This window comes from Thermus sp. (assembly GCF_040290245.1).
Classification (GTDB): Bacteria; Deinococcota; Deinococci; order Deinococcales; family Thermaceae; genus Thermus_A.
The window spans coordinates 1-11,273 of the sequence record NZ_PSMQ01000017.1; the positions used below are offsets into that span (position 1 = coordinate 1).

Annotated in this window: 11 protein-coding genes; 9 read left to right on the forward strand and 2 right to left on the reverse strand. The window is 64.0% G+C overall.

Features of this window, described 5'->3' with window-relative positions; translation table 11 throughout:
• The 5 genes from C4301_RS03910 to glgP all read left to right on the forward strand — a co-directional run.
• Positions 1 to 484 (forward strand): RodZ domain-containing protein (locus tag C4301_RS03910; RefSeq protein WP_352413798.1); only part of this gene is annotated, 484 nt, incomplete at its 5' end.
• Positions 485 to 524: 40 nt separating this feature from the next.
• The gene (rimO, locus tag C4301_RS03915) at positions 525 to 1,829 is read left to right on the forward strand and encodes a 30S ribosomal protein S12 methylthiotransferase RimO (RefSeq protein WP_352413799.1); all 1,305 of its coding nucleotides are present in this window, start codon (positions 525 to 527) and stop codon (positions 1,827 to 1,829) included.
• A gap of 8 nt (positions 1,830 to 1,837) precedes the next feature.
• Positions 1,838 to 3,178 (forward strand): Trk system potassium transporter TrkA, encoded by a 1,341-nt coding sequence (gene trkA / locus C4301_RS03920; protein WP_352413800.1) that lies wholly within the window; start codon positions 1,838 to 1,840, stop codon positions 3,176 to 3,178.
• The gene (locus tag C4301_RS03925) at positions 3,147 to 4,622 is read left to right on the forward strand and encodes a TrkH family potassium uptake protein (RefSeq protein WP_352413801.1); all 1,476 of its coding nucleotides are present in this window, start codon (positions 3,147 to 3,149) and stop codon (positions 4,620 to 4,622) included. Before trkA ends, C4301_RS03925 begins: the two co-directional genes overlap by 32 nt.
• A gap of 42 nt (positions 4,623 to 4,664) precedes the next feature.
• Positions 4,665 to 7,121, forward strand: coding sequence for an alpha-glucan family phosphorylase (glgP, locus tag C4301_RS03930; protein ID WP_352413802.1), 2,457 nt, complete (start codon positions 4,665 to 4,667; stop codon positions 7,119 to 7,121).
• Here glgP and C4301_RS03935 read toward each other — a convergent pair.
• The gene (locus C4301_RS03935; protein ID WP_352413803.1) at positions 7,118 to 7,717 is read right to left on the reverse strand and encodes a protoglobin domain-containing protein; all 600 of its coding nucleotides are present in this window, start codon (positions 7,715 to 7,717) and stop codon (positions 7,118 to 7,120) included. The genes glgP and C4301_RS03935 overlap by 4 nt on opposite strands.
• Positions 7,718 to 7,782: 65 nt before the next feature.
• Between C4301_RS03935 and C4301_RS03940 the strand changes: the two genes are divergently transcribed.
• Genes C4301_RS03940 through C4301_RS03955 form a run of 4 tightly spaced genes read left to right on the forward strand, consistent with a single transcriptional unit; the run spans position 7,783 to position 10,478 of the window.
• Positions 7,783 to 8,547, forward strand: a complete 765-nt coding sequence (locus C4301_RS03940; RefSeq protein ID WP_352413804.1) for an ABC transporter substrate-binding protein — start codon at positions 7,783 to 7,785, stop codon at positions 8,545 to 8,547.
• A 48-nt stretch (positions 8,548 to 8,595) separates the two neighbouring features.
• Entirely contained in the window at positions 8,596 to 9,384 is a 789-nt protein-coding gene (locus tag C4301_RS03945) for an amino acid ABC transporter permease (protein WP_352413805.1), read from the forward strand.
• 27 nt (positions 9,385 to 9,411) lie between these two features.
• Positions 9,412 to 10,146, forward strand: a complete 735-nt coding sequence (locus tag C4301_RS03950; protein WP_352413806.1) for an amino acid ABC transporter ATP-binding protein — start codon at positions 9,412 to 9,414, stop codon at positions 10,144 to 10,146.
• Positions 10,146 to 10,478, forward strand: a complete 333-nt coding sequence (locus C4301_RS03955; protein WP_352413807.1) for a hypothetical protein — start codon at positions 10,146 to 10,148, stop codon at positions 10,476 to 10,478. Before C4301_RS03950 ends, C4301_RS03955 begins: the two co-directional genes overlap by 1 nt.
• On the opposite strand, the gene C4301_RS03960 is transcribed toward C4301_RS03955, so the two are convergent.
• On the reverse strand, positions 10,437 to 11,273 hold the full coding sequence (locus tag C4301_RS03960; protein ID WP_352413808.1) for a patatin-like phospholipase family protein: 837 nt from the start codon (positions 11,271 to 11,273) through the stop codon (positions 10,437 to 10,439). The genes C4301_RS03955 and C4301_RS03960 overlap by 42 nt on opposite strands.

Genomic DNA, 11,273 nt, shown 5'->3' on the forward strand with positions numbered 1-11,273 from the left:
CCCCCCAAACCCGCCCCCTCCCCCTATGCGGCACATCTTGGAGGTCCAGACCACCCCACCCGGGGCCCGGGCCTATCTGGACGGGTTCTACCTGGGCCAGACCCCCTTGAAAACCCCTCCTGTGGAGGGGGGAAGGCGGCTTCTCCGCCTCGAGGCCCCCGGGTATGAGGGGGTGGAGGAGGAGATCCTCCTGGACAAAGATCTGGCTCTCCGCTACACTCTAAAGCCCCTACCGAAGGCCGAGGGTGAGGGGCCATCCCCAAAGACGCTCCTCCTCCGGGTGGAGGGCCGGAGCTGGCTTCGGGTGACCACCTTAGATGGAAAGCGGCTTTACGAGGGCATCCCCGAGGTGGGCTCCACCTTGGAGTTCCCCCTGCCTGTGGAGGTCCGGGCCGGGAACCCCAAGGCCGTGGTGGCGGTCTTGGGTGGGAAGGAGGAGAGGCTGGGCAATGAGCCCCGCCCGTTGAACCGCCGCTTTCCCTGATATACTGGACGCCTGTCGGGGCCACTGCCCCGGGAGGCGTATGGGCAAAGTTGGATTTGTAAGCCTGGGCTGCCCTAAGGCCCTGGTGGATTCGGAGCAGATCCTTTCCCGGCTGAAGGCCCTGGGGTACGAGACGAGCCCCACCTACGAGGAGGCGGAGCTGGTGGTGGTGAACACCTGCGGGTTCATCACCCCTGCCGTCGAGGAGTCTTTGGAGGCCATTGGGGAGGCTTTAAGGGAAAACGGGAAGGTGGTGGTCACAGGCTGCTTGGGGGCTCGGCCCGAGGTCATCAAGGCCCGCCACCCCGAGGTCTTGGAGGTCACGGGGCCCGGGGAGGTGGACCGGGTCTTGGAGGCGGTGCAAAGGGTGCTTCCGCCCAGGCGGGACCCCTTCTTGGACCTGGTTCCCCCTCAGGTCAAGCTGACGCCTAGGCATTACGCCTACCTCAAGATTGCGGAGGGGTGCAACCACCGCTGCAGCTTTTGCATCATCCCCCAGCTTAGAGGGGGCCTCCGCTCCCGGGATGCGGGGGAGGTGTTGGCGGAGGCGGCCCGGCTTGCGGCCACGGGGACGAGGGAGCTTCTCCTCATCGCCCAGGACACCTCCGCCTACGGGGTGGACCTCCATCACCGGGAAAGTTTCTGGAAGGACCGGCTGGTACGGGCCCATCTCGTGGACCTCCTTTCCGCCATGGCGGAGCTTGGGGTCTGGATCCGGCTTCACTACGTCTATCCTTACCCCCATGTGCAGGACCTCCTCCCCCTGATGGCCGAAGGGAAGCTCCTGCCCTATCTGGATGTGCCCTTCCAGCACGCCTCCCCCCGGATTCTCAAGGCCATGCGGAGGCCCGGGGGGGTGGAAAGCCACCTGAGGACCCTCGAGGCCTGGCGGAAGGAGATCCCCCATCTGGCGGTGCGGAGCTCCTTCATCGTCGGCTTCCCCGGGGAGACGGAGGAGGACTTCCGCCTCCTTCTGGACTTCCTAAAGGAGGCCCGGCTGGACTGGGTGGGGGTTTTCACCTACTCCGAAGTGGAGGGGGCGGAGGCCAACGCCCTGCCCGGCCATGTCCCTGAGGAGGTGAAGGAGGAGCGGAAGGCCCGCCTTCTCGAGCTCCAACAGAGGATTAGTCTGGAGAAAAACCGTGCTCTTATTGGCAGGACCCTGGAGGTATTGGTGGATGAACTGCCCGAGCCGGGCCTGGCCCTGGCCCGGAGCTACCGGGAGTCCCCGGGGATAGACGGGGTGGTGCATCTGGAGACGGACGGGACGGTCCGGGTTGGGGAGAGGGTCAGGGCCCGCATCCGGGATGCGGGCCCCTACGACCTGTACGCGGTGGCAGAGTAGGGGGGCGTATGTACATCGTCATCGCCGGGGGAGGAGAGGTGGGCTCAGAGCTCGCCCGAACCTTGGAAAAAGCCCATGAGGTCGTGGTTATAGACCGGAACCCGAACACCAAAGGCCGGCTTTCCGCTTTGGATGTCCGCATCCTCATCGGCTCAGCCACGGATCCCGATGTTCTGAGGGAGGCCAAGGTGGACCTGGCGGACCTGTTTATCGCCAGCACCGACTCCGACGAGGTCAACCTTCTGGCCTCCCTCCTTGCCAAGGGCCTAGGGGCGAAGGAGGCCTTGTGCTTTGTGGGCAAAGGAGGGTACGTGGAGGTCCTTTCCGATCCGCGCACCGCGGAGATCCTCGGCACCCGGATCGATCGGGTCCTCTGGCCGCAGAAGGCCATGGCCCGGGAGATCGTGGAGGTGATCCTCGTGCCCGGGGCGGTGGACACGGAGACCCTGGCGGAAGGACGCCTCCGCTTTGTGGGGTACCGAGTGGAGGAGGGGGGGCCCTACATCCGCCGGGTTCTTTCCGAGCTGGACTGGCCGGAAGGGGTTTTGGTGGTTGGGGTGGTCCGGGAGGGGCTTTTTATCTCCCGGGCCCATCCGGAGTACGCCGCCTTGGCCCTGGAGGCCGGGGATAAGATCCTTTTCGTCACGACGCATATGGGGTTTTCCGCCCTACAAGCCTGTTTTGCCCCCAAGGTGCGGGTGCGGAAGGTGATGGTCATCGGGGGTGGGAACGTAGGGTACATGGTGGCGCGGGGGCTTGTGGAAAGACGCCTCGAGGTCATGGTCATTGAGCCAAGCCAGGAGCGGTGCGAGTGGCTGGCCTCTGAGCTTCCAGGGGCTTTGGTCGTCCGGGGGGATGGGACGGACCTGGAGCTTTTGGAGGCGGAGGGGATGGCGGAGGCGGATGCGGTGGTGGCGGTCACCGACAACGACGAGAAGAACCTCTTGGCCTCCCTTCTGGCCAAGCAGCTGGGCGTCAAGAAAGTAATCACCCGGGTTTCCCGCTCGGAAAACCGGCGCCTCTTTGAGCAGGTGGGGATAGACCTGCCCTTAACCCCTCGGCAGGCCGCAGTCCGGGAGGTTTTGGACTGGCTGGGCCCGGAGAATGTGGAGCACCTGGCGGTGATGGACGAGAGCATAGAGCTTTTGGAAGTGGATCTTCCCGAGCGCTTTCCCCCTACCCCCTTGGCCCAGCTCCAGACTCCGGAGGCGGTGGTGGTGGCCTTAGAGCGGGGCCACCGGGTGATGCTGGCGCAGGACGACCTCGAGGCGGCCCCTGGGGACAAGCTCTTTTTGGTGGCGGCCAAGGAGGCTTCGGATGAAGTCGTGGCGCGCTTCCTCCAGGCGTAGGCCGGGGGCGGCAACCCTTTTTCTCCTGGGCACCGCTTACGAGGGCCTGGGGCTGGCCTTGATCGTCTTCGGTCTTCTGGCCTGGGTTTTTGGGGACAGACCCCAGGGGTTTTTCCTGGGTGGGGCGCTGGGCCTTGCCCTAGGGAGACTGGCCCACCGGGCGGCCCGCCCTCAGGTGGAGCTCCCCCGGAGGGAGGTTTTCCTTTCCATAGCCCTCTTGTGGCTTTTGGTGCCCGCCTTAGGCGCGGTTCCCTTCTGGCTTTCCGGGGGGATGGGCTACCTTGATGCCCTTTTTGAATCCTTTTCCGGATTTACCACCACCGGCGCTACGGTCCTGAAAGACTTCGGCCAGTTTGGTCCGGTCCTCTTTCTGTGGCGGGCCCTCATCCAGTGGGTGGGGGGTATGGGGATCGTGGTCCTCTTCCTGGTGGTCCTCCCCCATCTAGGGGTGGCCGGGCGGGGGGCCTTTTTTGCCGAGACCACCGGGGTGGAGAAGGAGACTAGGATCACTCCGAGACTCCGCCATACGGCCCAGATGGTCTTCAGGGTCTACCTCCTCCTCACCCTTCTGGCCATCCTTGCGTACACCCTGGCGGGGATGCCGCTGTTTGAAGCCGTGGCCAACGCCCTCTCTACACTGTCCACGGGGGGATTCAGCCCCAACCCCTCGAGCTTTGCCGCATACCCCCCCGTGGCCCAGTGGCTGGGGAGCCTCTTCATGTTTCTGGCCGGAGTGAACTTCCTCCTCCAGTACCGGCTGATCTTCGGTCGGGAGGGCCGGTCCCTTTTGCAGGATGTGGAGTTTAGGGGGTACGTGGGCATCGTCCTGGCTACGGGGCTGCCCCTTTTCCTCTACCTTTACTCCCACCGCGCCTATGGCCTTGAGGAAAGCCTTCGTCATGCCTTTTTCCAAGTGGTCTCCATCCTGACCACCACTGGGTTTGCCAGCGTGGACTTCGCCCAGTGGGCGGTTCCGGCCCAGGCCCTTTTGGCGATCCTCATGTTCATCGGGGGCAGCGCGGGCTCCGGGGCGGGGGGGATCAAGGTGGTGCGGTGGTTGGTCCTGTTTGGCCTTTTGCGGCGGGAGCTCACTCGGGCCCTCCACCCCCAGGCGGTCCTCCCCCTGCGGCTAGGTGGGCGGATCCTGGGGGAGGAGGCGTTGCGCCAGGTCTCCGTCTTTGTCTTGCTGTACACCTTGAGCTTTGGCTTGGGCGCCTTGGCCCTGGCTTTCTTGGAGCAGGACTTCGTGGTGGCCTTTACCGCCAGCGCCCAGGCCATCGGGAACATCGGCCCTGGCCTCGGTGCGGTGGGCCCTATGGGTTCTTATGCGGATCTTCACCCGTTGTCCAAGCTGGTCCTTATCTTCGAGATGTGGGCGGGGCGGATTGAGCTCATTCCAATCTTTCTTCTACTGACCCCCGATTTTTGGCGGCACCTGAAGTAAGGGCCTTGGCAAGGAGACCCTTAAGGGGTTTAATGGTAGACGATGAACATCCTTGGACACCTGACCGCCATGCCGGCCTTGCCGGAACCCCTTAAGGGGCTTCGGGCATTGGCCTACAACCTCTGGTGGAGCTGGAACCCAGAGGCAACGGAGCTATTTCAGGAGGTCGATCCTGCCCTTTGGAAGCGCTTCCGAGAGAACCCGGTCAAGCTCCTGCTCGAGGTGGACCCTGCCCGCCTGGAGGCCCTGGCGGAGACCCCGTTTAGAAGCCAGGTGGAGGGAGTGGTGGAGGCGCTCAGGGCCTATCTGGAGGCGAGGACTCCCCTCAAGGGCGAGCTTGTGGCTTACTTCTCCGCGGAGTTCGGGTTCCACAGCTCTTTGCCCATTTACGCGGGGGGGCTTGGCATCCTGGCGGCCGACCATGTGAAGGCGGCCAGCGACCTGGGGCTTAACCTGGTGGGGGTGGGTCTTTTCTACCACCAAGGCTACTTTCACCAGCGCCTCTCCCCCGAAGGGGAACAGGTGGAGGTCTACGAGGACCTCCTTCCCGAGGAACTTCCCCTCCTGCCCGTCCTAAAGGATGGAAAGCCCCTCAGGGTGGGGGTGGAGTTCCCGGGCCGGACGGTCTACCTCGGGGCTTTGCGCGCCCAGGTGGGGGCTTTGCCCGTCTACCTCCTCACCGCCAACCTCCCGGAAAACGCCCCGGAGGACCGGGCCCTGACCGCGAGGCTCTATGCGCCGGGGCTGGAGATGCGCATCCAGCAGGAGCTTCTTTTGGGCATCGGGGGGGTGCGGCTTTTGAGGGCGCTTGGCCTTTCCCCCAAGGTCTGGCACATGAACGAGGGGCACTCGGCCTTTATGGGCCTCGAGCGGGTGCGGGAACTTGTGGCGGAGGGGCTTTCCTTCCGGGAGGCCTTGGAGGTGGCGGCGGCGGGGGCGCTTTTCACCACCCACACCCCGGTTCCGGCGGGGCATGACGCCTTTCCCCTTGACCTTGTGGACAAGTACCTGGGCGGCTTTTGGGGGAGGCTGGGGACGGACCGGGAGACCTTTTTGGCCTTGGGTTTAGAAGAGAAGCCCTGGGGTCCGGTTTTTTCCATGTCCAACCTCGCCCTGAGGCTTTCCCGGAGGGCCAATGGGGTTTCCAGGCTTCACGGTGCCGTCTCCCGCCGGATGTTTGCCCACCTCTGGAAGGGGCTTTTGGAGGAAGAGGTTCCCATCGGCCACATCACCAATGGGGTCCATACCTGGACCTTCCTCCACCCTCGCCTCAAGCGGCTTTACGCCGAAGCCTTCGGTCCCGAGTGGCTTAAGCGCCCGCAGGAGGCCGCGACCTGGCGGGTGGAGGCTTTGGGAGAGGAGTTTTTGCGCGTGCGGCGGGAGCTGAAGGAGGACCTCATCCGGGAGGTTCGCCGCCGCGTGCACGAGGCCCGGCGGAGGAACGGGGAAAGCCCGGCCCGGCTCCGCCAGGCGGAGGCCCTTTTGGACCCGGAGGCCCTCACCCTGGGGTTTGCCCGGAGGGTGGCTACGTACAAGCGGGCCATCCTTCTTTTCAAGGATCCGGAGAGGCTTCGGGCCCTCCTTAAGGGGCCGAACCCGGTCCAGATCGTCTTCGCGGGCAAGGCCCACCCCAAGGATGAGGCGGGAAAGGCCTACCTCAAGGAGCTCATAACCCGGATCCGGGAGCTTGGCCTCGAGGACCGGATGGTGGTCCTGGAGGACTACGATCTTTACCTAGCCCGGTTTTTGGTCCAGGGGGTGGATGTCTGGCTCAATACCCCCAGGCGCCCCATGGAGGCCTCGGGCACGAGTGGGATGAAGGCCGCTTTGAACGGCGCGCTCAATCTGAGCATTTTGGACGGCTGGTGGGCAGAGGCCTACAACGGCAAAAACGGCTTCGCCATCGGGGATGACCGGGTGTACGAAAGCGAGGAGGCGCAGGACCTAGCCGACGCCTTAAGCCTGTACGACGTCTTGGAACACGAGGTCGTACCCCTCTTCTACGCTAAGGGTGGGGGTGGGGTTTCTGCGGGTTGGCTGGCTATGGTCCAGGAGAGCCTCCGCACCCTCGGCCCCCAGTACAGCGCTGCCCGGATGGTACGGGAATACCAGGAGGTGTACTACACCCCCTTAAGCCTCGAGGTGGAGAGAGCCTCCCGTTCCCTGGGACTTATTCGGGATTTCTTCCAGGCCCTTCCCGCCTTTTTCGGTCTGAAGCTTCGGCCCGAAGTCCCCGGCGACCAGATCTTAAACGGCTTTCCGCTGGAGGTCCGGCTTTTTGTGGAGGGAGCGGTGCCCCCGGCCCTTAGGCCTTTCCTAGAGGCCCAGCTGGTGGCAAGAAGGAGCAGCGGGGAGGTGGAGGTGGTGCCGCTTAAGGAGCAAGGGGGAGGGTTCTTCGGCTCCTATCGGCCCGGCCGTCCAGGCCATTACACCTACGGACTGAGGCTGGCCCTCAGGCACCCTATCACGGGGCGGGTGGAATGGGTGCTTTGGGCCTAGCTGGAGCGCAAAAGATCCAGGTGGTGCTCCGCCTCCCGCACCGCAAGCTCCACAAGCTCTTCCACACTTTTCCCCGTGGCCCGCGAGAGGGCCTCGAGGAGGTTCTGCATGTACCCTTCCCCAATCAGGGCGGTCACCGTGGTGGCAAGCCGTTGAAAGGCCCGTTCCAGCGCACGGGCCTCCTCTGCCCGAAGCGACCGCTCGGCCTCTTGAGCGACATAGCCGACCACAAACCCCCACATGGCGGCCATCATGGCGTTGGTGACCCGGCGCTTGACGTGGACCAGCCCCACCAGGGTCTGCCAGGCGAAGTATTGGGCGTTGAAGGGGCCTTCCACAGTCCGCCTCCACCAGTGCTGCAAGGTCTTTTCCCGCTGTGGCCTCTCGCCTTCTTGGAAAATTGCCCGGGTGGTGGGATGGGCGAAAAGGGTATCATAAAACCCTTTGACCAAGCTCTCCGTAAGGCTCAGCAGGAAGTCACGGTTTCGCCCGATGACCTTGCCGTCTTCGAACCGGAACCGGGTCTCGGGGGGGAGCTGGTCAAAGATGACCTGCGCCTTCCGGTAAAACTCCCCCAGGGATTTGTCCGTCGGCATGTCTTCATGCTACCAAGGAAGCCTCAGGGTATAAAGGGTATAATCTCTGCGTTTGGAGGTGGAAGATGAAAAAGCTCCCTTTGGTGTTTTTGGCTTTCCTCCTCGGCCTGGCCTTTGCCCAGGTGCGGACCTGGGACCAGATCAAGAAGTCGGGCGAGATCCGCATTGGCACGGAAGGGGCCTTTCCCCCCTTCAACTTTTTCAACGAGAAGAACCAGCTCACGGGGTTTGAGGTCGACCTGGGCAACGCCCTGGCGGCCAAGCTGGGGGTCAGGCCCCACTGGATCGCCCAGGCCTTTGACACCTTGCTGATCCAGCTCAACCAGGGCCGGTTTGACTTCGTCATCGCCTCCCACGGCATCACCCCCGAGCGGGCGAAGGCGGTGGACTTCACCAACCCCCACTACTGCACGGGCGGGATCATCGTGAGCAAGAAGGGGGGGCCCAAGACCGCAAAGGACCTCGAGGGGAAGGTGGCCGGGGTTCAGGTGGGCACCACCTACATGGAGGCGGCGCAGAAGATTCCGGGCCTCAAGGAGGTCCGCACCTATCAGAAGGACCCGGACGCCCTCCAGGACCTCCTCGCGGGTCGGCTGGACGCCTGGATCACCGACCGGTTTGTGGCGAAGGAGGCCATCAAGGAGCGGAAACTGGAGGGCACCCTCCAGCTTGGGGAGCTCCTCTTCCAGGAGAAGGTGGCCATGGCGGTGGCCAAAGGGAACAAGACCCTCCTTGCTGCCCTCAACCAGGCCCTGGCTGCCCTGATGAAGGACGGCACCTACGCCAAGATTAGCCAGAAGTGGTTCGGGGAGGATGTGCGTTGCCGCTAAGCAACCTGCGGCCCTAGGGGCCTTCTGGCCCAGTGAAGGGCGCCATCTATGCAGCGTTTTTTCCTTCTCTTCCTCTTTCTCCCCCTGCTCCTTTTGGGCTACGCCCTCTTCTTTAAGGGGCTGGCCTGGTTTTTAGGGGTGTATTTCGCCCTCGCAGGGTTTGAGCCGGAACGGGTAAAGACGGCAGGGGAGGCTTTGGCCAAGGGGGCCGAGGTCACGCTCAAACTCACCCTTCTTTCCGGAGGGGCGGGGCTTTTGATCGGGGTTTTGGGTGGGATGGCCAAGCTCTCTAAGCGCGCTCTGATTCGTCTTCCCGCCACCTTTTACATCTGGATCACCCGGGGAACCCCTTTGCTCGTGCAGATCCTCTTTGCTTACAACGCCCTTCCCCTTCTCCTCAAGCCCCTTTGGCCCAACGCCCAGGAGGTTCTTACCCCTTACTGGGCAGCGTTTTTGGCTTTGGCGTTTAACGTGGGGGCCTACAACGCGGAGGTGGTCCGGGCGGGGATCCAGGCCATTTCCCGGGGGCAGTGGGAGGCGGCCTGGTCCTTGGGGCTTTCCGATGCCCAGACCCTGCGGTTCATCGTCCTACCCCAGGCCATACGCATTGTGGTCCCCCCTTTGGTGAACAACCTGGTGGCCCTCCTTAAGGACTCCTCTTTGGCCTCGGCCATCACGCTTTTGGAGCTTTCCCTTTCGGGGCAGCGCATCATCTCCGCCACCTTCCGGCCGGTGGAGGTCTACTTGGCCGTGGCGGCCATCTACCTGGCCCTTACCACCGTGATGACCGCTTTCACTAACCTCCTCGAGGCCCGGTTGCGCCTGGGTTCCCGCTGAGGTGGCGGGGCGGGTAGGATGGTGGGGATGAGGCCTATCGTCCAGATCAAAGGCTTGGAAAAGTGGTTTGGGGCCCTGCACGTCCTTAAGGGGATTGACCTCGAGGTTGCCCCCGGGGAGAAGCTCGTCGTGATCGGGCCGTCGGGAAGCGGTAAAAGTACCCTCATCCGCTGCATCAACCGTTTGGAAGACTTTCAGAAAGGTGAGGTGGTGGTGGATGGCATGAACGTGAAAGAGGACAAAAACCTCCCCAAGGTGCGGCGGGAGGTGGGGATGGTCTTTCAACAGTTCAACCTCTTCCCCCACATGACGGTTTTGGAGAACGTCACCCTGGCCCCCATCCAGGTGCGGGGGCTTAAGAAGGAGGAGGCGGAAAGGCGGGCCTTGGAGCTTTTGGAGCGGGTGGGGATTTTGGACCAGGCAAGAAAGTACCCGGCCCAGCTTTCCGGGGGGCAGCAGCAGCGGGTGGCCATTGCCCGGGCTTTGGCCATGGAGCCCAAGCTCATGCTCTTTGACGAGCCCACCTCCGCCTTGGACCCCGAGATGGTGGGGGAGGTGCTGGATGTGATGCGGGACCTGGCCCGGGGGGGGATGACCATGATCGTGGTGACCCACGAGATGGGCTTTGCCCGCGAGGTGGCGGACCGGGTGATCTTCATGGACCAGGGGCAGATCGTGGAGGAAGCCCCGCCGGAGGTCATCTTCAAAAGCCCCAGGGAGGAACGAACCCGGGCCTTTCTCCAGCGGGTGCTTCGCCACTAGTGCGGAGGTTTGCCCTTTTTCTCTTCCTCCTCCACACGGGGGTGGCGCTTTTAGTCTACCTCCTCCTGCCCAAGCGGGCCTTGCCCGAGGCGGTCTGGCTTTACGCCTTGGTGCCCTTGGCCCTTGTCCCTTTCCGGGCCGGGCTTCTGGCCCTAAAGGAGGGAAACCCCGAGCGCGTCCCTCTGGCCTTAGGGCTCTTCGGAGCGGCGTTGTTCTATCTTTCCGTGCTTGGAGCCCTGATCCAGGCCTTAGGGGGGTCCGGGGAGTGGGTCCTTGGGGCGGGGATGGGGTTATTCTGGCTCGGGGTGCTTCAGGCGGAAAAACGCCCATAAGGCGGGGCGGGCAAGGCGCCGGATCTCTGGGAGGGCCTCGAGGGCCCGGGCCTTGCCCAGCTCGTAGACGAACTCCACCTGGGTGTGGTCAAAGGTCTCTATGGGGTAGGGGGGGTTGAGGGGGAGGACGAGGGCAGCCTCCCGGAGGGCCAGCTCCTTAAGCCGCCTCCGGCTGGCCTCTCCCGCGAGCAAAGCGGCCTCGAGGGCGGTCTTGGGTGGGGTGGAAAGGGGTGGGTTGGAGACGTCCACCGCCACCACCCGTCCGAAGGGTTTCACCGCACGGACGGGGACTTTCTCCGCCACGTCCCCGTCCACCAGAAGCCGTCCATTTAAGGGAACCGCGGGGTAGACTCCGGGAATGGCCCCGCTGGCCAAAACCGCCTCCGCCACCCGGCCTTCCTTCAGGACCACGGCCTCTCCCGTGAGGAGGTCTGCGGCTTGGATTCTTAAAGGCAAGGGGCTTTCCTCCAGCCGGGCTTCCCCAAAAAGCTTGAACACCCCCACCCGGACCCGCTCCCCCGAGAGAAGGGCTGGGCGGCGTAGGCTTGAGAGGAGCCGGTAAAGGCTCTGAAGCCGGCCTTGGTTGCTCAAAGCGGCGGCCTCCGGGTCGAAGACCGCCTCCAGGATGCGCTTGGGATCCTGGAGGCCAAAGGCGAAGGCGCTTGCGGCCACCGCCCCCGCGGAGCTGCCGGCGAGGGCCAGGATGGGAATCCTTTCCTTTTGTAAGACCTCCAAAACCCCCAGGTGGGCAAACCCCCTCACCCCTCCGCCCCCCAAGGCCAGCGCTACGCCCAC

Bases quoted from the DNA above. Each gene is read 5' to 3' on its own strand.
- rimO (WP_352413799.1), top strand. From the start codon at position 525: ATGGGCAAAGTTGGATTTGTAAGCCTGGGCTGCCCTAAGGCCCTGGTG.
- trkA (WP_352413800.1), top strand. From the start codon at position 1,838: ATGTACATCGTCATCGCCGGGGGAGGAGAGGTGGGCTCAGAGCTCGCC.
- C4301_RS03925 (WP_352413801.1), top strand. From the start codon at position 3,147: ATGAAGTCGTGGCGCGCTTCCTCCAGGCGTAGGCCGGGGGCGGCAACC.
- glgP (WP_352413802.1), top strand. From the start codon at position 4,665: ATGAACATCCTTGGACACCTGACCGCCATGCCGGCCTTGCCGGAACCC.
- C4301_RS03935 (WP_352413803.1), bottom strand. From the start codon at position 7,717: ATGCCGACGGACAAATCCCTGGGGGAGTTTTACCGGAAGGCGCAGGTC.
- C4301_RS03940 (WP_352413804.1), top strand. From the start codon at position 7,783: ATGAAAAAGCTCCCTTTGGTGTTTTTGGCTTTCCTCCTCGGCCTGGCC.
- C4301_RS03945 (WP_352413805.1), top strand. From the start codon at position 8,596: ATGCAGCGTTTTTTCCTTCTCTTCCTCTTTCTCCCCCTGCTCCTTTTG.
- C4301_RS03950 (WP_352413806.1), top strand. From the start codon at position 9,412: ATGAGGCCTATCGTCCAGATCAAAGGCTTGGAAAAGTGGTTTGGGGCC.